Consider the following 20,894-nt stretch of genomic DNA (forward strand, 5'->3'; position numbering starts at 1 on the left):
GGCATGGCCGATCTCGTCATCCGCTCCCGCCGCACGGTCGTGGGCGATCGGGAACACCCCGCGACGGTCGTGGTCGACGGGGAAAGAATCGTCGCGGTCGCCGGCTACGACGCCGCTTTCGACGCCGACGAGCAGATCGACCTCGGCGACACCGCGTTGCTGCCGGGACTGGTGGACACCCATGTGCATGTCAACGAGCCCGGTCGTACGGAATGGGAGGGCTTCGCCAGCGCCACGAAAGCGGCCGCGGCCGGCGGGGTCACCACGATCGTCGACATGCCGCTGAACAGCCTGCCGCCGACGATCGACGTCGATGCGTTGCGGGTCAAGCAGGCGGCCGCGAAGGGACAGATCCACGTCGACGTCGGATTCTGGGGCGGCGCGGTCCCGGGCAACGCGGCTTCGCTGCCGGCATTGCACGAGGCCGGCGTCTTCGGCTTCAAGGCGTTCCTCGCCGATTCGGGCGTTCCCGAGTTCCCGCCGGTCTCCGCGGCCGGGCTGAGAACCGCGCTGGAAACCGTCGACGCGCTGTTCGTGGTGCACGCCGAGGACCCCGGGCACCTGCACGAGGCGGCATCGTCCGCGGCCTATGCCGACTTTCTCGCCACCCGTCCGCCGTCGGCCGAGAACGCCGCGATCGCCACCGCGATCGAAGCCGCCCGGGAGACCGGCGCCCGCATTCACATCCTTCATCTTTCGGCGGCGAGCGCGCTGCCACTCATCGCCGAGGCGAAAGCGGCGGGCGTACGCGTCACCGCCGAGACCTGCCCGCACTATCTGACCCTGGACGCCGACCGCATCCCCGACGGCGCGACCGAGTTCAAGTGCTGCCCGCCGATCCGGGACGCCGCGAACGCCGACCAGCTCTGGCGGGCGCTCGCCGACGGCCTGATCACGTGCGTGGTGAGCGACCACTCGCCGTGTACGCCCGAGCTGAAGCGCCGGGACACCGGTGACTTCGCGGCGGCGTGGGGCGGCATCGCGTCGGTGCAGCTGGGCCTGCCGGTGATCTGGACGGCGGCCCGCGACCGTGGTCACCGGCTCGCCGACGTGGTCGACTGGATGGCGCGGCGCCCGGCCGGGCTGGCCGGCCTGTCGCGGAAGGGCCGGATCGAGCCGGGGGCCGATGCCGACCTCGTCGCGTTCGACCCCGAGGAGACCTTCGTGGTCGACGCGCGCCTGCTGCACCACAAGAACCCGGTCACCCCGTACGCGGGAAGGAAGTTGCACGGAGTAGTCCGCACGACCTGGCTGCGCGGACGCAGAGTGACCAACGACGCGGCCGCGGGCCGTTTTCTGACCCGGGAGGCCTGACCGTGGAAGAGTTCACCACCCGAACCGATCTGGCCTCGCGCGCGCTCGGCGGCGGTGTCGTCCTCGCCGACGACGAGTTCTTCGCGGCCGCCGACCACCTGGTCCTGCCCTCGGCGCCGACCTTCACGCCCCGCACCTTCGACCATAAGGGCCAGGTCTACGACGGCTGGGAGACCCGGCGCCGGCGCTCACCGGGGCAGGATCGGGCGATCGTACGGCTGGGGGCGCCCGGCGTTATCCGAGGCGTCGACATCGACACAGCGTTCTTCGTCGGCAACTACCCTACGCACGCCTCGATCGACGCGGTGGCCGTCGACGGCTACCCCACCCCGGCCGTGCTCGAGGCCGCCGAATGGGTGCCGCTGGTGCCGAGATCGCCGCTCGAGGGCGACACCCGCAACCTGTTCCCGGTCGACGACGCTCGCCGTTTCACGCACGTGCGCCTGACGATCTATCCCGACGGCGGCGTCGCCCGGCTGCGAGTGCACGGCGACGTGGTGCCCGACCCGTCGCTGCTCCCCGAGGTGTTCGACGTGGCCGCGATCGCCGCCGGCGGGCAGATCTCCGGCTGCTCGAACATGTTCTTCGGGCGCCCGCACAACGTGCTGATGCCGGGCCTGGCGCAGCACATGGGCGACGGCTGGGAGACGGCCCGCCGCCGCGCCGACGGCAACGAGTGGGCCGAGGTCACGCTCGCGGCGCCGGCCGAGATCGCGTTCGTCGACCTCGACACCAGCCACTTCAAGGGCAACGCGCCCGGCGCCGCCGCCGTACATGGCTCGCTCGGCGGCGGGCCGTGGTTCGACGTGTTGCCGCGGGTCGCGCTCGCGCCGGACACCCCGCACCGGTTCCCCGTGCGCCCGGGCCGGCCGGCTGACCGGGTGCGGCTCGACATCTATCCGGACGGCGGGATGGCCCGGCTGCGCATCATCGGCCGGCCCGACCGGAAGTTCCTCGACGAGAAGTTCCGCCGCCACGCCGGGAAGGGCTGAGTCGGGTTCCGCCGGCGGAAAGACCTACGAGTTCCGGTCGTCCGAGTAGTCCGGCCGCGCGCTGCCGACCGGGGCCGGGCGACCGGTCAGCACCCGCGGGCCGGCCGGGGTGATGGCGACCGTGTGCTCGGAATGCGCCGTGCGGGAGCCGTCGGCCGAGCGGATCGTCCAGCCGTCAGGGTCGAACTTGATCTTGTCGGTGGTCCGGCACAACCAGGGCTCGATGGCGATGGTGAGGCCGGGGTCGAGCCGCATGCCCCGGCCGGCGCGGCCGCTGTTGGCGACGTGCGGGGCCTCGTGCATGGTGCGGCCGATGCCGTGGCCGCCGAACTCGCCGTTGACGCCGTAGCCGTAGGAGTGGGCGACCTCGCCGATCGCGTGCGAGATGTCGCCGATGCGGCCGCCGGGCTGAGCGGCGGCGATGCCGGCCTCGAGGGCGACCTCGGTGGCCTCGATCAGCTGGAGGTCGGCCGGGTCGGGCGTGCCGACGACGAACGACAGCGCCGAGTCGGCGTTCCAGCCGTCGATGCCGACCGCCATGTCGATGCTGAGCAGGTCACCGTCGCGCAGCACGTACGGATGCGGGAGGCCGTGCAGCACCGCGTCGTTGACCGACAGGCACAGCACGTTGCGGAACGGGCCACGGCCGAACGACGGCGCGTAGTCCCAGTAGCAGGACTCGGCGCCGCGCTCCTTGATCCGTCGGCGGGCGTGGTGCTCGATGTCCATCAGGTCGACCCCGACCGCGGCCACCTCGCTCAGCTCGGCCAGCAGCTCGCCGACGAACTGGCCGGCCACCGCCATCTTGCCGATCTCGTCGGCGGACTTGAGCTCGATCACGACAGTCTTCCCTTCCCCGATGCGGTATTTTTATACCATGGTTCGCCAGCCGCTCACCGCCGAACAGATCGCCGCCGGCCGGCGCCTCGGCGTCGCCCTCCGGGCCGCGCGGGGCGGCCGCAGCCTGGTGGAGGTGGCGCTGGCGGCCGGCATCTCGCCCGAGACGCTGCGCAAGATCGAGGCAGGCCGCCTCCCGGCGCCCGCCTTCGGCACCGTGGTCGGCCTCAGCCAGGCCCTCGAGGTGCCGCTCGCCGACCTGGCCGAGGTGTGGCTGGCCGAGACCCCCGTCCGCCAGGCGTCCTAGACGTCACTCGCCGGCACGCCTTGACACCCTTGGGTGACCGTCCTTAGATGACCTGACGTCCACAGTGGAGGTCAGATGCGGATAGGACGCATGCTCGGGACGAGCTCAGCCCTCGCCCTGCTGGTCACCCTTGCCGTGCAGGCGCCGGCCCGGGCCGACGACGCCCTGGCTGACGGCGGCTTCTTCGAGATTTACAGCTACGCGCACGCCGACAAGCGGATGGCGGTGAACGGCGGGCAGACGCAGAACGGTGCCAAGATCATCCAGTACCACATCCTCAACACCCCCGATGCCACCCGCCCGATCACCGACCAGTCGTGGATCCTCCGGAAGAACGGCGACTACTGGAACATCCAGAACGACAAGTCCGGAAAAGTCGTCGCCATTCCCAACGGCCGCACGGACGCGGGAGCCGGCGCGATCCAGTACGACCGCACCGCGTCCCTCTGGGATCAGCAGTGGGAGTTCTTGTCCTACGCGAACCACCACGGCTGGATGCTGAAGAACCGCAAGAGCGGACTGTGCCTGGCCGTGCCCGGCAGCAGCGGCAACGACGGCGTCCAGCTCATTCAGTACGGCTGCCACAAGGAGTACGACGATCAGTGGTGGTGGGTCGACCGCTTCTACCCGTGACGGACCTCGCCCGGCAACGTCCTAACGGGCCAGCTCGAGCAGGTCGCTGCGGGGCAGGCCGGCGTCCGTGAGGGCGCCGCAGTCCAGGCCGCGCAGCAGGTAGCCGGCCAGCGCGCGAGCGGTGGCCGGCTCGTCGGCGATGCCCGACTGCTGGCGGGACAGGTAGCGGTGCAGGCGCTCGACGGCGGCGTCGCGGCCCTCACGGAAGAAGGCGTAGGTCGCGGCGTAGCGCGTGGGCAGCTGCGCGCGGTGCAGGTCCCAGCCCTGGTAGAAGCCGCGTTCCAGGGATCGGCGCACCAGGCGGTAGTGCAGCTGCCAGGCGGACCGGATCTCGGCCGGCGAACCGACCGGCAGGATGTTGGTCGAGCCGTCGGACAGCCGCACGCCGGTCTGGGCGGCGGCGGCCTGCATGACCGCCTTGGCGTAGTCGGCGGCCGGATGCTCCATCGACTGGTACGCGGCGGCGACACCGGCCGCGGCGCTGTAGTCGTAGGTGCCGTAGTGCAGGCCGATGCAGCGGCCGGCGGCGGCGGTGATCAGGCGGGCGACCGTCGCGGTGCCGTCGGCGCCCAGCACCGCGGCCGGCAGCTCGATCTGGATCTCGAAACGCAGGGTGCCGGCGCTCAACCCGTACGACTTCTCGAGCTTTTCGCAGAGCGTGACCATCGCGCTCACCTGATCGGGACCGCTCACCTTGGGTAACGTGATGGCGAAGGTGTCCTGATAGGACTCGAGGAACAGGTCGAGCGTACGCAGCGCGCGCCGGCGGGTGGCCGCCTCGAGCGACTTGATCCGGATGCCGACGAACGGCGGCAACGGGCCCGCCCGGAGGATCTGGGCCGCTCGCTTGACCGCGGCGTCCTCCTGGTCGTCGGCGCGCACCCCGTAGCCGTCCTCGAAGTCGACGCGCAGGTCCTCGATCGGCTCGCGGTCGAGCTTGGCCCGCACGTCGCCGGCGAGCTCGGGCCAGGGGAAGTCGTCCATCGCGACGTCGCCCCACTCGCGGAAACTGTCCAGCTTGTCGGCCGGGATGTAGACCGTGTGGATCGGCTGACGGCCCGGCCGCTCTCCTGGGTAACGGTCACGCAGGAACGCATCGTGAGCGGCCAGCCGTACGTCGAACTCCGCGTAGTCTTCCTCGCTCAACCCCATGTAATCAGTCGATCGAGTCGTACGCCGCGGTGGTCAGGAAGTCGGCGAAATCATCCGCGAGGGCGACCCGCTCGAACAGCTGGCGCGCGTCGTCGAAGCGCGAGCCCGCCCACGCCTCGTCGCCGATCGCCTTCCGGATCGCAGCCAGCTCCTCGTCCTCGATCGTCTTCACCAGCTCGGCCGTGATCGGGGTGCCGTCGGGCAGGCGTACGTCATTGTGGATCCACTGCCACACCTGCGAGCGCGAGATCTCCGCCGTCGCCGCGTCCTCCATGAGGTTGTTGATCGCGACCGCGCCGTTGCCGCGCAGCCACGCCTCCAGGTATTGCAGCCCGACCGACACGTCGTTGCGCAGGCCCTCCTCGGTCACCTCGCCCGGCGTCGACGCCACGTCGAGCAGTTGGGCGGCGGTCACCGAGACGTCGGGGCGCTGCTTGTCGAGCTGGTTGGGCTTGTCGCCGAGAACCCGGTCGAAGATCTCCCGGCAGACCGGCACGAGGTCGGGGTGCGCCACCCAGGATCCGTCGAAGCCGTCGCCGGCCTCGCGCTCCTTGTCGTCGCGGACCTTGGCCAGGGCGACCTCGTTGACCTGCGGGTCGCGGCGGCTCGGGATGAACGCCGCCATGCCGCCCATCGCGAACGCGCCGCGCCGGTGACAGGTCGAGACCAACAGCTCGGTATAGGCCCGCATGAAGGGCGCGGTCATCGTCACGGCGGCCCGGTCGGGCAGGATCATCGCCGGGTTGTCGCGGAAGTACTTGATGATGCTGAACAGGTAGTCCCACCGGCCGGCATTGAGCCCGGAGATGTGCGGCCGCAACGCGTACAGGATCTCCTCCATCTCGAACGCCGCCGGGATGGTCTCGATGAGCACGGTGGCCCGGATCGTGCCGCGCGGAATGCCGAGAGTGTCCTGCGCGAAGTCGAAGACGTCGTTCCAGAGGGCCGCCTCGTGGTGCGACTCCATCTTCGGCAGGTAGAAATAGGGGCCGCTGCCGCGGGCGATGAGCTCGGCCGCGTTGTGGAAGAAGTAGAGGCCGAAGTCGACAAGCGCGCCGACGGCCGGCTCGCCGTCCACCGGCAGGTGCCGTTCGTCGAGGTGCCAGCCTCGCGGCCGCACCACGATCGTCGGGTAGGGGCCGCCGTTGAGCTCGTACTTCTTCTGCGGCGTCTCGAGCGTGATGGTGCGCCGGACAGCGTCGTAGAGGTTCTGCTGCCCGTCGACGACATTGGCCCAGTGCGGTGTGTTCGCGTCCTCGAGGTCGGCCAGCCAGACCTTGGCCCCGGAGTTGAGCGCATTGATGGTCATCTTGCGCTCGGTCGGCCCGGTGATCTCCACCCGGCGGTCTTTCAGGTCCTCGGGCGCGTCCGGCGCCGACCACTCGGCGGCGCGGATCTCGGCCGTCTCGGGCCGGAAGTCGAGCGACTTCCCGGCGGCTATCTCGGCCCGTCGCGCGGCCCGGGCGGCCAGGAGCTCGTTGCGCCGCCCCCGGAATCGCCGGTTCAACTCGGTAACAAAGGCCACAGCGTCATCGCTGAGGATCTCGGTCATCGACGGCCTCCTGCGCTCGGGTTCCCTGCGCTCTCCACCGTAGTGGACGTCTACGGCGGCTGCTCCGCGTCGGGGATCGCGGGTTTGCGCAGCCGCCGTAGACGGGGGGACGGAGCTCTTCTAGAAGGTTCCGGCCGTGTTGCACTTCGCGTGCTGGACCACGCAGTCCTTGACCCGGTGGCCGAGGGCGTCGTCGTTCCAGGCGAGGAAGGCGTCACCGTGCATCGAGCTGGCGTTGCCCGAGCTGAGCTTGAAGCCGGCGGCCGAGCCCGAGGTCGGGTAGCCGATCACGAAGGAGATCGACGGGATCGCCACCGGGAACTTGCCGCTGCACTCGCCCTTGGCGTCGGCCGGGCCGACGTGCGACTTGTGGTCCGGGCTGTCGAGGTGGACGCCGTCCCAGCAGTCGGGGAAGGTCAGCTGGAAGGTGAGCTCGGCGGTCTTGGCGCAGACCGGCCAGTTGCCGTCGGTGCTCCGGCCGGTCTCCCCGCCCTGACCGGCGCACCAGAACTGGCCGGGCGCGCCCTTGGGCGTGTCGACCTGCCGCTTGGCGTCGCCGGCGATCATGCGGAAGCCCTGCGGGAACGGGACGGTCTTGCTCGGGTCCGGGAGACGGGATCCGTAGTAGACGGTCACGCCGTGCGGCTCGACCGCCTTGCCGTTCTCATAGAGCGTGGGGATCCAGTACGCCGAGTGGTCCTCGAGCGGCTTGCAGCTGGAACCCGCGTTCTTGAGCAGGGTGTCGGTCGTGCTGTACGCGTCGGTGCTGTCATTGCCGAGGAACGAGTGCATGTGCGAGGCGCCCGGCATGTTCGGGAAGACGATGGGGTCGTCGGTCTTGTCGTGGCTCACCGTGCAGGAGGCGTTGAACTCCGAGACCCGGACCGGGTTGTTGGTGATCGGGCGGAAGGTCATGGCATTGAAGTCGGCCAGCTGCTTGGCCCATTTCGCCTGGTCCATCGTCACCCAGCCGTTGCCGCTCGGCGTCGCCGGAGTCGACGTCGTCGGCGTCGCGCTCGGTCCGCCCGCCGGACTTGTCGGGTTTGTAGGACTTGTCGAGCTGGCGGGGCTCGCTCCGAGCGTGAACCAGTTGATGTTGACGAAGTCCGCATTCTCCTGGCTCTTCATGACGGCGACCAGCGTCTGGTTGCCCGTGGGCGGCTGCTTGACGGTCGCGGTCTCGGTGACCCACTTCTGCCAGCCGCCGGTCTTGGCCACCGGGAAGCTGGCCAGCAGCGTGCCGGTCGCCGAGCCGAGCCGCAGCTCGACCGAGCCGCTCGCGCTGCTGGCCGAGGCGATCCGGGCGGTGACCGTCGAGCCGATCCGGACGTTGTCGTACCGCAACCAGTCGCCGTTGCCGAGCCAGCCGACGTTGCGACCACCGTCGGTGTCGGAGGTCGTCTCCGTGCCGGAGCCACTCTGGGCGCTGTACGCCTCGGCCTGCAGACGGCCGGCCACGTCGGTCTCGGCCGCGTCGGCGGTGGCGATGTAGACGGCACTACCGCCGAGCGCCACGGCAACCGCCGAGGCGAGAACGACGCGGGTCCGGCGACGACGGGCGCGCGGGGTGACCGGGGCGACGTGTTGTGCATCGCTGCGCATTTTTACTTCACCTTTTCGCTGACCGGTGGGGTCGGATCGAAAAAGAGTATGCACAGCTCAGACCCATGATTCAACGCGTGGAGAAAGACTTATGAATTGCTTTCCGCAGGCCTCCTGGTAGACGCGATCCCGCTTTCCGATAACGCTTTTTCGGAATCGGAACCTTAAGTCTTGCTTAAGAGCCGGTCGTGGGCGCGTCGCGCCTCGCGGGTCAGCGCCTCGGCATCGGCGTGCACCAGCGCGCCACGCTCGACCACCGGCCGGCCGCCGATCAGCGACAGCTCGACCGGCGCGGGCGGCCCCAGGACCAGGGCCGCGAGGCGATCGTCGATGCCGTCGTGACCGAGGCCGTCCAGCCGCCACATCACCAGGTCGGCCAGCTTACCCGGCTCGAGGGATCCCAGGTGCCCCTCCCGGCCGAGACATCTCGCCCCGCCCATGGTCGCCATCCGCAGCGACTCCCGGGCCGTCAGCGCCGTCGGCCCGCCCCGGAGCCGGGCCGTGTAGAGCGCCTGCCGCAACTCGCCGCCCAGGTGCGAGGCCTCCTGCGAGGCGGCGCCGTCGACGCCGAGCCCGACCGGCACGGCGTGATCGAGCAGCTCCCGCACGCGAGCCATGCCGGCCCCGAGACGAGCGTTCGAGCTCGGGCAGTGCGCGACGCCGGTGCCGGTGGCGCCCAGCCTCGCGATCGCGTCGTCGCCGAGATGCACCCCGTGCGCGAGCCAGACGTCGTCGCCGAGCCAGCCGAGGCTCTCCGCGTACTCCACCGGCGTGCAGCCGAACCGCTCCCGGCAGAAATCCTCCTCATCGTCGGTCTCGGCGAGGTGGGTGTGCAGACGGACGCCCTTGCGGCGGGCCAGCGTCGCGGCCTCGCTCATCAGCTTGCTGGTCACCGAGAACGGCGAGCACGGCGCCACCGCGACCTGCAGCATCGCCTCCGGCGACGGGTCGTGCCAGCGGTCGATCGCCCGCTCGGTGGCGGCGAGCGCCTCGTCGGTCTCCTCCACCACGTTGTCGGGCGGGAGGCCGCCGTCCTTGCGGCCGAGATCCATCGAGCCGCGGGTGGGGTGGAACCGCACGCCGATCCGGGCCGCCGCCTCGATCTCGGCTGCCAGCACGTCGCCGCCGTCGCGCGGGAAGACGTAGTGGTGGTCCATCGTCGTGGTGCAGCCGGAGAGCGCGAGCCAGCCGAGCCCGGCCCCGGCCGCGGCGCCCACGATCTCGGCGTCGAGCCGGCCCCAGATCGGGTAGAGCGTGGTGAGCCAGCCGAACAGGGTGTCGTTGACGGCCAGCCCGCGGGTCGCCCACTGGTACAGGTGGTGATGCGTGTTGATCAGCCCCGGGGTGATCAGGCAGCCGTCGCCGTCGATCCGCCGGTCCGCCGGCCCGGCATGACTGCCGGCGCCCACCGCGACGATCCGGCCGTCGTCCACCACGACGTGACCGTTCTCGTGATACGTGTCCTCGGCGTCGACCGTGGCGACCGCCGCGTTCTCGATGACGATCACAGGTACCACTCCGCGGCCGCCGGGGGTGCGTCGTCGCGGGTCACGGTGCCCTCGATCAGGCCGTAGGGCCGGTCGCCCGCCATGAACACCTCGTTGTCGTTCGCCAGGTCGAAGGCCGACAGATCGACCAGGTAATGGTGCTTGTTGGGCAGCGCCAGGCGGATCTCGGCGATCTCGGGCCGCTGCGACAACGCGAAGCTGCCCATCGAGAAGAGCGTCTGCTGCAGCGAGTGGCTGTACGTGTTCACGAACGCGTTGACCAGCGCCTCGAGCGTGCCCTCGAACGATTTCGCCCAGTCGCCGCCGGCGCTCAGATGCCGCCATCGGGCGTCGACAGCGGTGGCGAGGATGCGGTCGCGCGTCTCGGGCAATGTCGTGTAGCGATCTTTCGGAAAGCCGTGGAACTCGGACGCCGTCGTGTTCATCAGGGTCAGGCCGGTGACGCCGGAGACGACCTGCTCCTGCTCGGCGGTCACCACCACGGACGCGAGCCGGATGTGCGACCCCTGTTTGCGGAAGGAGTGCGGGCCGAGACGATCCCAGCCGTACGCCTCGATGCTCACCCGCGCCGCCCGGATCTGCCCCTGCGTGGTCACGAAATGGCGGGCCAGCCGCAGCGCGAACTCCTCGGGCTCGCCGACGCCGTGCTCCTTCGCGAACGCGTACACCGTGTTCTTCATCGTGTCGGTCGGCAGCACACCCGAGTTGTCGCCGGTCAGGTGGGTCGCGGCGAGATCGCCGGAGAGTGACACGCTGACGTTGAGGTCGGTCAGCGAGTGCGAGTCGCCGTCGCGGACCACGCGGACCAGCCGCGTCTCCGCCTTGCCGTAACGGTTGGGTCCGAGAACGATCGCCACGTCAGCTCCCTCGGTAGGTGGTGTAGCCGTAACGGCTGAGCAGCAGCGGCACGTGGTAGTGCCGCTCGGGGTCGCGGACGTGGAACGCGACGGTGACCTCGGGGAAGAAGCCCTCGTCGCCCAGGTAGGGCTCCACGTAGAAGAAAAGGCGGTAACCACCGGCCTGCCACTCGTGCAGCGGCACCCGGTAGCGCAGCCGGCCGTCCTGGTCGGTGCGGCCCTCGGCGATCGTGCGCCAGCCGTCGGCGTCGCGCCGCTCGAGCCGCACGTAGACGTCGCGGGCCGGATCGCCGCTCACCGTGTCGAGGATGTGAGTGGAGATCTTGGCGTGGAACTCCGGCTCGGTCCCGTTGTCAGAGGGCATCGAGCACCCGCTCCAGCCGGAGCAGCACGATCTTGCGCAGCTCCTCGGCCACGATCACCCGCTCGGTGCCCTCGTCGTTGGCCAGCCGCTTGCGAGCCTCAGCCAAGATCTCCTCCTGCGTCCGGCCACTAGCAAAGATCAAGAACACATGACCGAACCGTTTCTCGTACGCCTGATTGGCCGCGACCAGCGCGGCCTTGGCCGGCTCGCCGGCGGTCGCCGCCGCCGCCGACTGCTCGCGTCTCGACCAGGCGGCCTCCCGGGACGCGCCGGTCGGACGCTCCCCTATTCGCGGGTGCGCGGAGAGGGCCAGCCGCACCTCGTCCCAGCTCAGCGCCCGGGCCGCGGCGTCGCCCGCGGAGATGATCTCGTGTCGCTCCCGGTAGGGCCGTTTCGCCGCGACCGCGGCACCCCAGCCCGGCGCGGCGCAGCACGCTCGGAGATCCTCCTCGAGGCGAGCGGCGGGCAGCGAGTTGAAGACCTCGACCGCGTCCATCCGGCAACCCCCTCCTGGTGTCGATCAGTCAAGCAGGCCCGGTCGCGCCGATGCAGTCCTTTGCATGTTCCGGCCCTTCCGGTTGGCTGACACCTTGCCATGGGGGGCCGACAGATTTCTCGGGCCTGTGGACAACCGAAGTTTTGTCGTACCGGTGGGCCAGGATGGTCCCGTGCTCATCACCGACGACGCCCTGCCCGATCTGCCGATCCGGCCGATCCTCCCGCACCTGCGCGAGACGCTGGCCGGCCCGGGCGCCGCGGTGCTGGTGGCGCCGCCCGGCACGGGCAAGACCACGCTGGTGCCGCTCGCGCTCGCGGGCACGCGGGAAAAGGTGGTGGTCGCCGAGCCACGCCGGCTCGCGGCACGAGCCGCGGCCCGGCGCATGGCGTCCCTGCTGGGCGAGGAGGTGGGTCACCGGGTCGGTTTTTCGGTACGGGGTGAGCGCCGCGTCTCGAAGCACACGCTGGTGGAAGTGGTGACGACCGGCGTCCTGGTCCGCCGCCTGCAGCGCGATCCCGAGCTCGCCGGCACGGCCGTCGTGATGATCGACGAGTGCCACGAGCGCCACCTCGACACCGATCTCGCGGTGGCGTTCCTGACCGAGGTCCGCGCGGCGTTGCGGCCCGATCTGCGCTTGCTGGCGGCCTCGGCCACGGCCGACACGGCGGTGCTGGGCGAGGGGACGCCCACGGTCAGCGCCGAGTCCCGCCTGTTCCCCGTCGAGGTGCACTGGTCGCCGCCGCCGGGCCCGATCACGCCGCCGCACGGCTTGCGCGTCGACCCCAAGCTGCTCGACCACGTGGCCGCGACGACCAGGCGGGCGCTCGACTTCGGCGACGTGCTGGTCTTCCTGCCCGGCGCCCGCGAGATCGACACGGTCGCGGCCAAGCTGTCCGGCGTCGAGGTCCTGCGGTTGCACGGGCGCCAACCGGCGTCCATTCAGGATGCCGCGCTTCGCCCCGGCCGCGGGCGGCGCGTCGTGCTGGCGACCGCGGTGGCCGAGAGCAGCTTGACCGTGCCCGGGGTGCGAGCCGTCGTCGACGCCGGGCTCAGCCGCGAGCCCCGCATGGATTACGCCCGCGGCCTCGGCGCCCTGGTCACCGTGCCGGTGTCGCAGGCCGCCGCCACCCAGCGGGCCGGCCGCGCCGGCCGCGAGGCGCCGGGCCGGGTCTACCGCTGCTGGTCCGAGGCGCAGCACGACCGATTGCCGGCCCGGCCGAGCCCCGAGATCGCCGCCGCCGACCTGACCGGTTTCGCCCTCGACCTGGCGCTGTGGGGCCACCCCGACGGCACCGGCCTGGCCCTGCCGTCCCCGCCACCGCCCGGCCCGCTGCAGACGGCCGTGGCCACCCTGCGCGGCCTCGGCGCCGTCGACGCCGACGGCCGGGTCACGCCCCGCGGCCGCGCCCTGGCCGACGCCGGCCTGCACCCCCGCCTGGCCCGGGCCCTGCTCGACGGCGCACCGATCGTCGGCGCCCGCCGGGCCGCCGAGATCGTGGCCCTGCTCGACGACACCCGCCCGGCCCCCGACGACCTGGTCGCCGCCTGGCGCCGCGCCCGCACCTCGGCCGACCCGTCGTGGCGCGGCGAGGTGCGTCGCCTGACCGCCGCGATCAACCGCTCCCCCGCTCCCACGGCCGACGTCGAGGTCCCCGACGTGACGGACGCCGCCGCGGCGGACAACGACGCGGCGGACAACGACGCGGCGGACAACGAGGACCTCGCCCCCGACCTCCCGGCGCCGCCCGGGACGGCCAATGCCACCATCCCCGTGCGCCCCACCGAGAGCGCCGTCAGTGGCGCGGGCCCGACCGACCGGGGTGCCGCGGCCGGGGCCGACGTGCAGGTGCCGGTCGGAACGCGCGGCACGGCCTCGCCGGCCGGGCGGCTGCCCGATGACCTGGCGGCGGGGCTGATCGTGGGGATGGCCTATCCCGAGCGCGTGGCGCGGGTGCGGGAGGCCGGCGGCCGGTCCTATCTCATGGCCGGCGGGACGGCGGCCGAGCTCGGCATGGGCAGTGGGCTGGCCGGCGTGGCCTGGCTGGCGGTCGCGGCGGCCGATCGGGACGCGGGCGCGCGGACCGCGCGGATCCGGAGCGCGGCGCCGCTCGACGAGGCCACCGCCGTCGAGGCCGCGGCGGCGATGGTGGACGACGCCACCGAGATCGGATGGGTGGACGGCGACGTCGTGGCGCGCACCGTGCGGCGCCTGGGCGCGATCACGCTGGTCGAGCGGCGGATCGACCGGCCCGACCCGGCGCTGGTGCGGGCGGCGCTGGTCGACGGCCTTCGGCGGGAAGGACTGGGGCTGCTGACGTGGAGCCGCAGTGCGGTCGAGTTGCGTGAGCGGCTGGGGTTCGCGCACGCGGCGCTCGGTGAGCCCTGGCCCGACGTCGGGGACGAGGCCCTGCTGGCGCGGGCCGGCGAATGGCTCGATCTCGGGTCGGCCCGGCGGCGGGCCGACCTGGCGAAGCTCGACGTCGCCTCGGGGCTGCGGCGACTGCTGCCGTGGTCGGTGGCGGGCCGGCTCGACGAGGTCGCGCCCGAGCGGTTGCCGGTGCCCAGCGGGTCGCGGGTTCGGCTGGACTACTCGGACCCGGCGGCGCCGGTGCTGGCGGTGAAGGTGCAGGAGGCGTTCGGGTGGAAGGACGCGCCGCGGCTGGCGGAGGGACGGGTGCCGGTGCTGCTGCATCTGCTGTCGCCGGCGGGGCGGCCGGTCGCGGTCACGCGAGACCTGGCGTCGTTCTGGCGGCAGGGTTATCCGCAGGTGCGCGCCGAGCTGCGGGGGCGATATCCGCGACATCCCTGGCCGGAGGATCCGACGACCGCCGAACCGACCCGGCGCACCAATCCGCGCTCGCGCTAGGAGGACCGTCATGAGCTTCACCGTCGAGGTCGAGCACCGGATCAAGGTCGTACAAGGGCTGGCGTCGCCGGTCCGGGCGCGGCGCGGGCTGCCGCTGGTTCCGGCGGGCGAAGGGGTCCCGGTGCTGGTCACGGTCGGGATCGCGTTTGCCGACGACCAGCTGGACGAGCGGGGACGGTTCGTGGACACCGACGCGGTCGAGGAAGAGCTGGCGTCGGCGTGCACCGAGCTGGAGGAAAGGCCGTGGGTGGAGCAGTTTCCGTCGCGGCCGACGTTCGAGGTGGTGGCCCGGCATCTCTTCGGCCGGCTGGCGCGCCGGGTGCCGCAGGTGGCATTTGTCCAGCTGCGCGACGAGAAGTTCGGGACGAACACGCGCTACGAGAGGGAGGGGTGAGCGGCGCGGGGTGGAGTGAGCGCGGCAAGCGGGAGCGGCGCGGGGCGGGGAGCGCTACTGGGTGAGCTGCTGGATCGACTCGGGGTCGGGCTGGGCGGGGATTTCCGGCGGCTTCAGGCGGTGCAGCGGGCCGGGCTGGCCGAACAGGTAACCCTGGCCCAGCGGACAGCCCAGCTTCGCGAGCGCGGCGGCACGGGCGGGGGTCTCGATGCCCTCGGCCACGACCGTGATGTTCAGCTCGTCGCAGATGGCCAGCACCGAGCGGCAGACGGCGCCGGCCCGGTCGGGCTCCACGTCGACGTCGGTGAGGGTGGAGTCGAGCTTGACGATGTCCACCGGGAGCGAATGCAGCTGGGCCAGGGCGTTGAAGCCGCTGCCGAAGTCGTCGAGGGCGATGCGCGGGCCGAGGGCGCGCAAGCGGGTCGCGGCGGCGGCCGCCGCGGGCAGGTCCTGGATGCGGTGGGTCTCGGTGATCTCGATGATCAGGCGGGACGGCGGGATGCTGTGCCGGGACAGGGCGGCGTGCACCGCCTCCTCGAGGCCGGGCTGGCCGAGGCGGGCCGCCGACACGTTCACGTGCACGTCGATCGGGCGGCCGAAGACCAGGGCCAGGCGGGACGCGTCGGCGCAGGCCTGGTCGAGGACGAAGTCGTCGATGGCGGCGACCTGGCCGGTGCGCTCGGCCACCGTGACGAAGACGTCGGGGTGCACGGCGCCGCCCGCCGCCGGCAGGGTCCAGCGGGCCAGGGCCTCGACCGCGACCGTCACGCCGTCGGCCAGCTGCACGATCGGCTGGTAGTAGACCTCGAAGCCGGCCGCCGCCGGGCGGCCGAGGGCCTGGGCCAGCAGGTGCGGCAGGTCGGCATGGGGTGCGCCGTCGGCGACGCCGGCGTAGCGGGCCAGCGCGCCCTTGCCGCGGCGCTTGCTCGAGTACATCGCCGCGTCGGCCCGGCGCAGCAGCGCGTCGGCCGACAGGGGCTCGCCCGGCTCGGGGACGACCAGGCCGATGCTGGCGCCGACCCCGACGCGGTGGCCGTCGATGACGAACGGCTCGCGGAGGGCGGCCAGGATGCGGTGACCGATCGGCTCGGCGTCGGCGGGGTGGCGGTCGAGCACCACCGCGAACTCGTCGCCGCCCAGGCGGGCCACCAGCTCTTCGGACGGCACGCAGCCCTGCAGGCGCTCGGCGATGGCACGCAGCACGCGGTCGCCCATCGCGTGGCCGAAGCTGTCGTTGATCAGCTTGAAGTCGTCGAGGTCGGCGAAGAGCAGGGCCAGCGGCTTGCCCCGGTGGCGATGGGCGTCGAGCGCCCGCACCAGCCGCTCGCGGAACAACGCGCGGTTGGCCAGGCCGGTCAGCGGGTCGTGGTACGCCTGATGGTGCAACCGCTGCTGTCCCTCGGAGACCCGGTCGAGCAGCACGGTGTTGTCCACGATGGTGAACATCTGCCGGGCCACGACCAGGCCGAGCCCGAGCCAGCCGAGGTAGGCCTCGAACGGCGACAGCTGGTGGCCGGCCCCGGTGCTGATCGCGATCACGACGCCGGTCGCGGTCACCGGCACGTACGGCAGCAGCAGATGAAGCCAATCGCGCTCGGCGACCATCAGGTCCGGGGTGCCGGCCAGGGCGAGGGCGGGGCGGCTGACCGCGGCGAGCGCCACAAAGCTGCAGCCGATCAGGTAGCCGGCCGACTGCAGCGGAGTGAGCGGACCGTCGCCGAGGTGGATCAGGCGGAGGGTGTCGCTGACGCCGAAGCCGATCAGCGCGATCCCGGCCAGGTGCATGGGATAGCGGCCGGCGGGCGAGCCGGGCCGGGTGGCGAGCAGCAGCACGACCATGGTGAACAGCAGCAGGTCGGCGATCGGATAGGCGGCGGCGAGACCGACCACCGCGGGCCGCAGGCCCTCCCAGCTGACCAGGTGCTCGGGCACGGCCGACAGGGTCAGCGCCAGCAGTGAGCCGGCGATCAGCACGCTGTCGATGATCAGGGCGATCTGGTCGCGCCGGGCCGAGGTCGGCACCGGGCGGGGTCGGCTATAGGGCACGCTCAGCAGCGCGAGCAGCATGCAGACGGGCAGCACGAAGAAGCCGACGTCGCCGATCGAGCCGGTGGCCCGATCGGGATCGGCGATGTCGCGTACGACCCACCAGAGCCGGACCACCGACCAGCAGGCCAGGCCGACGCCGGCGAGCAGGCGCCATCGACGCTGGACGCCCGTCCGCCGCGAGGCCGCCGCGAGACACACCCAGGCCGCGGCCGCCCCCGCGACCGCTTGCGCGGCATCGTCGTAGAGCCGCCAACCCCGCGGCCCGACCAGCTCGCCGAGCGCCACGGACCCCAGGACGAGCGTCAGCGTGACGAACAGTCGCGCTGTCATCCATTCACCACCCGCGAAATGTGCCGCGGGCCCCCTGATCCGCGACCGGAGTAAGGTACCGCAGCCCAGCGCGGGTGACGACTTTCGAAAGGATGGCTTCAGTCGCCGGTTGTCAGATCGGCGACAATCACCGTCACGTTGTCCGGTCCGCCACCGCGCAGTGCGAGGTCGACCAGGCGCTCGGCGCACGACTTCGGGTCGGCGGCCGCGAGCATCTCCTGCTCGATCGTCTCGTTGGTGACCACCGCGGTGAGGCCGTCACTGCACAGCAGCCAGCGGTCGGCGGGCTCGGGCTCGACGATGACGTAGGCCGGGCTGACCGGCTCGCCCTGCAGCACCCGGGTCACCACCGAGCGGCGGGGGTGGCCGGCGGCCTCCTCCGGGCGGATCAGTCCCTGGTCGACGAGCATCTGGACGTACGTGTCGTCCTTGGTCAGCTGGTTGAGGCGCCCGTCGCGCAGCAGATAGGCGCGCGAGTCACCGACGTGGGCCATCGCGGCCCGGCTGCCGGAGAAGATGACCGCGGTCAGTGTGGTGCCCATGCCCTGCAGCTCGGGGTCGGCGGCGACCTGCTCGGCGATCCGGCCGTTGGCGACCTCGAGCGCCCGGTGCAACGAGTCCATCTGGTGCTCGTTGTCGATCGGCACGTCGAGGACGCACATCGACTCGATCGCGAGGCGGCTGGCGAGATCGCCGGCGGCCATCCCGCCCATGCCGTCGGCGACGACGAGCAGGTGGTCACCGGCGTAGTAACAGTCCTCGTTGTTGCTGCGGACATGTCCTTGGTCGGTGACAGCCGCCCACCGGAGGTGCAAGGTCATGGCGGGTAGCTTCCCAGATCAGCGCAACCCTGTCTGCACGCGGGCGGCGGCGCGTCGCCCAAAAGCTCCCATGAGTGGTGGCTAACCGGGATTCAGCGGGCGTCCGAGGCATCGCGGATCAATCGTGGTGTCACGGTGGGTGGGCGCGATCCAGGAGAGTGCGGACTCCTCGACCGGCCATCCCCGTACGCTCACCGAGCTGTTCGGCGGCCGGACCGGCTCCGGGCAGAGGGTCTTGGATCGCACGTCGCCGTTCGGGATGAACTGGACATCGCCGTTGCCGTGCAGCACCGTCGTCGAGGTGTCGTCGACCGAGATCTGCTGACCCCGGACGACCGTGACCGGGCCGCCGGGCGTGCCCACCTCGACGGCGCTGTTCGGCAGTACCGGGGCCCGCAGGAAGATCACGCCGACCGCGAGCGGGGCGAGCAGCGCGGCGCCGACCGCCGGCCAGTGCGTGACCAGCCGCGCGGACCAGGCCGGCACCGGGCCGGTGAGCAGGGGCCCGAGCAGCGGCGGCACGGCCAGCAGCAGCGCCGTGGTGATCTCGCCGGCGCGCAGGGCGGAGACGATGCCCGGCCACACGAAGATCAGCACGAGCAGGCCGACCACCACCGGGACGCCCACGGTGATCCACAGCATCAGCCAGCGCTCGGTGCGGAACCGCAGCACCGCGGTGAGTCCGAGAATCGCGACGACCAGCATGCCCAGCGTCGGCAGCAGGCGCAGCTGCCAGGTGAACGCGGCCAGCATGGTGGCCAGCAGCACCACCCAGTCCGGCATGCGCAGCGCGGTGACGGCCAGCAGCGACCGGCCGGCGTCGTCGGGCGCGCTGACCAGCAGGATGCCGCCGAGCACGCGCAGCACGAGGATGACCGCGGGCACGGTCCAGATCAGCGTGATGAACAGCGCGCTGATCATGCCGAGCGGGCTGATGTACTGCACCAGCAGCAGCATCGTGGGCAGGTTCTGCCGGCTGAGGTACCACAGCCGCAGCACGAGCAGCACCAGCGGGAACGCGGGCAGGACGGTGAGCAGCCAGTTGAGCTGGGCCCGGCGGCGGCGCGGCGGGATCGGGCCGCCCTTGACGAAGATGTCCGTCACGGGAAGACGTCCTCCCACGGCAGGTCGCGTACGTCCGGCTTGGGCACGTCGGGCTGGGCGGCGACGGCGATCGGGGTCGTGCCGTTCTTGGCCGTCTCGACCTGGAAGTTGTTCTGGAAGGCCTGCTCCCAGCGGGTGTCCTTGGGGTCCTTGAGCGAGCGGTAGAGGGTGAGATCGACCAGCTTCTCGAGCGCCTCGTTCTCCCCCACGTTCACACCCCAGGCCTCTGTCTTGTCGTAGCCGAGATCCCAGTGGTCGAACTCGTCGGGGAAGCGGTATTTGAAGCCGGCCAGGATCGCGGCGTCGGTGCTGATCGCGTCGACTTTGTGTGCGCGGAGGTCGGCGACACACTGGCTCACCTTGTTCCGGCTGGTCCAGGGCACGTCGGCAGCCTTGAGCGCCGTCTGGCTGGTGGACGCCGACAGCGTGCAGACCGGCTTGCCCTTGAGATCCTGGAAGCTGGCGACCGGCGAGTGACCCGTGAGCGTGAGCACCGACTGCTCGGTGTAGAGGTAGGGCGCCGAGAACGTCACGCCGGCCATGTTCTCCCGGTCGGCGGTGATGCTGTAGCTGGCGATGACCATCTTGACCGGCACCCGCCCGCCGTTGGCGTTGGTGGCCTGCATGCGCGCCCGGTCCTCGCTCTCGATGCCGTAGAACTGCACCTCGGACCGGCGGAAACCAAGATCTTCGGCGACCATGTACGCGATGTCGACGTCGAAGCCGCTCCAGATCTTGGTGTCTTTGTCGTAATACGCGACGCCGGGCTGGTCGTCCTTGACGCCCACGGTCAGCACCGACCAGCCGTCGACCCCGGCCTCGGCGCGCAGCTGGGCCACCGACGGCGGCCCGCCGACGAACACCTTCGTGATCGCCAGGGCCAACGCCAGCACCAGGGCCAGACCGAGCGCGGCCAGCCGGAACGCGGCCAGGTTGAAGCGCGGCGGCGGGTTGAGGATCGGCTCGGGCTCGGGCGGCGGCAGCCGGCGGTCGGCCGCCTCGCGCTCGGCGATGTCCTGCACCGCGATGTCCTCGGCGGTGCCCTCCGGACCCGGCACGCGTCGCCGCACCGGCCACGTGAAACGGCCGGTACCGCGTTCGGTCATCTCGTCCCCCAAAGCCTTCGCACCCCGCCGGCCCACCCCCGCCCGTCACTGGGTGGGGGGTGGAAACTACAGACCGCCTACGACAAGAACTCGCAAGCTGTCCACAGGTTGGAAAGGCCCATGGTGCCGCATGAATGCGACGGGACGGTATCGCCCCTAGGCCGTGTTTCGTAGCGCGCGCAGCCACTGGTTGATGGCGGCGATGGTGAGGGTGGCTTCGTAGCGGACGGCGAGCTTGTCGTACCTGGTGGCCATGGCGCGGTGTTGTTCGAGCTGGTTGATGCCGCACTCGACGGCATGGCGCAGGCGGTAGACCTGGGGGTCGAAGGCGGGTGGACGCCCGCCGTTCGACCCTTTGGCCTTGCGGTGCGCGTCCTGGCCGGTCCTGCTCGGGATACACGCTCGGATACCCCGTCGGCGCAGGTGGGCGCGGTTGGCCTTGGACGTGTTTGCCTTATCGGCCAGCACCGTGTCCGGCCGGGTCCGGGGGGCGGCCACTACCGACACGGGTGACACGCACCTTGGCCAGCACGGCGATGAACTGCGGGCTGTCGCCGCCTTGTCCGGCGGCCCGTTCCCGCAGGCAGCAACGCCTCAAGCGCCACCC

The 20,894-nt window shown here is 71.5% G+C and carries 18 protein-coding genes and 1 pseudogene; 6 read left to right on the forward strand and 13 right to left on the reverse strand.

Translation table 11 applies throughout. The annotated features are described in order from the left end of the window. The first annotated feature begins 3 nt into the window (after positions 1 to 3). Together allB and alc are read left to right on the forward strand one after the other, a co-directional pair. Positions 4 to 1,314 carry an allantoinase AllB gene (gene allB / locus ACQP2F_RS35250; protein ID WP_433295236.1) on the forward strand — a complete coding sequence of 437 codons (1,311 nt, stop codon included), beginning with the start codon at positions 4 to 6 and terminating at the stop codon, positions 1,312 to 1,314. A gap of 2 nt (positions 1,315 to 1,316) precedes the next feature. After that, entirely contained in the window at positions 1,317 to 2,306 is a 990-nt protein-coding gene (alc, locus tag ACQP2F_RS35255; protein ID WP_433295238.1) for an allantoicase, read from the forward strand. Positions 2,307 to 2,330: 24 nt separating this feature from the next. Here the strand turns inward: alc and map are convergent, their stop codons facing one another. After that, positions 2,331 to 3,146 (reverse strand): type I methionyl aminopeptidase, encoded by an 816-nt coding sequence (map, locus tag ACQP2F_RS35260; RefSeq protein ID WP_433295240.1) that lies wholly within the window; start codon positions 3,144 to 3,146, stop codon positions 2,331 to 2,333. Between the two features lie 37 nt (positions 3,147 to 3,183). Between map and ACQP2F_RS35265 the strand changes: the two genes are divergently transcribed. Continuing rightward, complete coding sequence (locus tag ACQP2F_RS35265) at positions 3,184 to 3,450, forward strand: helix-turn-helix domain-containing protein (RefSeq protein WP_433295242.1); 267 nt, start codon at positions 3,184 to 3,186, stop codon at positions 3,448 to 3,450. A 75-nt stretch (positions 3,451 to 3,525) separates the two neighbouring features. Then, on the forward strand, positions 3,526 to 4,083 hold the full coding sequence (locus ACQP2F_RS35270; protein ID WP_433295244.1) for an RICIN domain-containing protein: 558 nt from the start codon (positions 3,526 to 3,528) through the stop codon (positions 4,081 to 4,083). Between the two features lie 21 nt (positions 4,084 to 4,104). Here ACQP2F_RS35270 and ACQP2F_RS35275 read toward each other — a convergent pair whose 3' ends face one another. The 7 genes from ACQP2F_RS35275 to uraD all read right to left on the reverse strand — a co-directional run bounded on the left by ACQP2F_RS35275 (position 4,105) and on the right by uraD (position 11,614). Next, positions 4,105 to 5,235 carry a DUF6986 family protein gene (locus ACQP2F_RS35275; RefSeq protein ID WP_433295246.1) on the reverse strand — a complete coding sequence of 377 codons (1,131 nt, stop codon included), beginning with the start codon at positions 5,233 to 5,235 and terminating at the stop codon, positions 4,105 to 4,107. 4 nt (positions 5,236 to 5,239) lie between these two features. Next, complete coding sequence (gene aceB, locus ACQP2F_RS35280) at positions 5,240 to 6,787, reverse strand: malate synthase A (RefSeq protein WP_433295248.1); 1,548 nt, start codon at positions 6,785 to 6,787, stop codon at positions 5,240 to 5,242. A 120-nt stretch (positions 6,788 to 6,907) separates the two neighbouring features. Continuing rightward, positions 6,908 to 8,389, reverse strand: coding sequence for a DUF1996 domain-containing protein (locus ACQP2F_RS35285; protein WP_433295250.1), 1,482 nt, complete (start codon positions 8,387 to 8,389; stop codon positions 6,908 to 6,910). A gap of 164 nt (positions 8,390 to 8,553) precedes the next feature. Beyond that, positions 8,554 to 9,897: an 8-oxoguanine deaminase gene (locus ACQP2F_RS35290; protein ID WP_433295252.1), complete on the reverse strand. Its 1,344-nt coding sequence runs from the start codon at positions 9,895 to 9,897 to the stop codon at positions 8,554 to 8,556. Next, positions 9,894 to 10,754, reverse strand: a complete 861-nt coding sequence (gene pucL / locus ACQP2F_RS35295) for a factor-independent urate hydroxylase (RefSeq protein WP_433295254.1) — start codon at positions 10,752 to 10,754, stop codon at positions 9,894 to 9,896. The genes ACQP2F_RS35290 and pucL overlap by 4 nt, the downstream gene beginning before the upstream one ends. A 1-nt stretch (position 10,755) precedes the next feature. After that, on the reverse strand, positions 10,756 to 11,118 hold the full coding sequence (uraH, locus tag ACQP2F_RS35300; protein ID WP_433295256.1) for a hydroxyisourate hydrolase: 363 nt from the start codon (positions 11,116 to 11,118) through the stop codon (positions 10,756 to 10,758). Further along, complete coding sequence (gene uraD / locus ACQP2F_RS35305; RefSeq protein ID WP_433295258.1) at positions 11,108 to 11,614, reverse strand: 2-oxo-4-hydroxy-4-carboxy-5-ureidoimidazoline decarboxylase; 507 nt, start codon at positions 11,612 to 11,614, stop codon at positions 11,108 to 11,110. The genes uraH and uraD overlap by 11 nt, the downstream gene beginning before the upstream one ends. Positions 11,615 to 11,792: 178 nt before the next feature. Between uraD and ACQP2F_RS35310 the strand changes: the two genes are divergently transcribed. Further along, complete coding sequence (locus tag ACQP2F_RS35310; protein ID WP_433307718.1) at positions 11,793 to 14,483, forward strand: ATP-dependent RNA helicase; 2,691 nt, start codon at positions 11,793 to 11,795, stop codon at positions 14,481 to 14,483. Positions 14,484 to 14,493: 10 nt separating this feature from the next. Beyond that, positions 14,494 to 14,877 carry a hypothetical protein gene (locus ACQP2F_RS35315; protein ID WP_433295260.1) on the forward strand — a complete coding sequence of 128 codons (384 nt, stop codon included), beginning with the start codon at positions 14,494 to 14,496 and terminating at the stop codon, positions 14,875 to 14,877. Positions 14,878 to 14,931: 54 nt separating this feature from the next. On the opposite strand, the gene ACQP2F_RS35320 is transcribed toward ACQP2F_RS35315, so the two are convergent. The 5 genes and pseudogenes from ACQP2F_RS35320 to ACQP2F_RS35340 all read right to left on the reverse strand — a co-directional run. Then, on the reverse strand, positions 14,932 to 17,256 hold the full coding sequence (locus tag ACQP2F_RS35320) for a putative bifunctional diguanylate cyclase/phosphodiesterase (RefSeq protein ID WP_433295263.1): 2,325 nt from the start codon (positions 17,254 to 17,256) through the stop codon (positions 14,932 to 14,934). Between the two features lie 98 nt (positions 17,257 to 17,354). After that, positions 17,355 to 18,077, reverse strand: coding sequence for a PP2C family protein-serine/threonine phosphatase (locus tag ACQP2F_RS35325; RefSeq protein ID WP_433295265.1), 723 nt, complete (start codon positions 18,075 to 18,077; stop codon positions 17,355 to 17,357). Positions 18,078 to 18,158: 81 nt separating this feature from the next. Continuing rightward, positions 18,159 to 19,181, reverse strand: coding sequence for a hypothetical protein (locus ACQP2F_RS35330; RefSeq protein ID WP_433295267.1), 1,023 nt, complete (start codon positions 19,179 to 19,181; stop codon positions 18,159 to 18,161). Further along, entirely contained in the window at positions 19,178 to 20,287 is a 1,110-nt protein-coding gene (locus tag ACQP2F_RS35335) for a transporter substrate-binding domain-containing protein (protein WP_433295269.1), read from the reverse strand. The genes ACQP2F_RS35330 and ACQP2F_RS35335 overlap by 4 nt, the downstream gene beginning before the upstream one ends. 156 nt (positions 20,288 to 20,443) lie before the next feature. Continuing rightward, positions 20,444 to 20,855 (reverse strand): annotated as a pseudogene (locus ACQP2F_RS35340) (transposase); the annotation flags it as partial. Positions 20,856 to 20,894 lie beyond the last annotated feature (39 nt).

The organism is Actinoplanes sp. CA-030573 (genome assembly GCF_050951115.1).
Taxonomy (GTDB): Bacteria; Actinomycetota; Actinomycetes; order Mycobacteriales; family Micromonosporaceae; genus Actinoplanes.

What these genes read in the sequence shown, in the direction of transcription:
- allB (WP_433295236.1), top strand. Translation starts at nt 4, where the DNA reads ATGGCCGATCTCGTCATCCGCTCCCGCCGCACGGTCGTGGGCGATCGG.
- ACQP2F_RS35265 (WP_433295242.1), top strand. Translation starts at nt 3,184, where the DNA reads ATGGTTCGCCAGCCGCTCACCGCCGAACAGATCGCCGCCGGCCGGCGC.
- ACQP2F_RS35270 (WP_433295244.1), top strand. Translation starts at nt 3,526, where the DNA reads ATGCGGATAGGACGCATGCTCGGGACGAGCTCAGCCCTCGCCCTGCTG.
- ACQP2F_RS35275 (WP_433295246.1), bottom strand. Translation starts at nt 5,235, where the DNA reads ATGGGGTTGAGCGAGGAAGACTACGCGGAGTTCGACGTACGGCTGGCC.
- aceB (WP_433295248.1), bottom strand. Translation starts at nt 6,787, where the DNA reads ATGACCGAGATCCTCAGCGATGACGCTGTGGCCTTTGTTACCGAGTTG.
- ACQP2F_RS35285 (WP_433295250.1), bottom strand. Translation starts at nt 8,389, where the DNA reads ATGCGCAGCGATGCACAACACGTCGCCCCGGTCACCCCGCGCGCCCGT.
- uraH (WP_433295256.1), bottom strand. Translation starts at nt 11,118, where the DNA reads ATGCCCTCTGACAACGGGACCGAGCCGGAGTTCCACGCCAAGATCTCC.
- uraD (WP_433295258.1), bottom strand. Translation starts at nt 11,614, where the DNA reads ATGGACGCGGTCGAGGTCTTCAACTCGCTGCCCGCCGCTCGCCTCGAG.
- ACQP2F_RS35315 (WP_433295260.1), top strand. Translation starts at nt 14,494, where the DNA reads ATGAGCTTCACCGTCGAGGTCGAGCACCGGATCAAGGTCGTACAAGGG.
- ACQP2F_RS35320 (WP_433295263.1), bottom strand. Translation starts at nt 17,256, where the DNA reads ATGACAGCGCGACTGTTCGTCACGCTGACGCTCGTCCTGGGGTCCGTG.
- ACQP2F_RS35325 (WP_433295265.1), bottom strand. Translation starts at nt 18,077, where the DNA reads ATGACCTTGCACCTCCGGTGGGCGGCTGTCACCGACCAAGGACATGTC.
- ACQP2F_RS35335 (WP_433295269.1), bottom strand. Translation starts at nt 20,287, where the DNA reads ATGACCGAACGCGGTACCGGCCGTTTCACGTGGCCGGTGCGGCGACGC.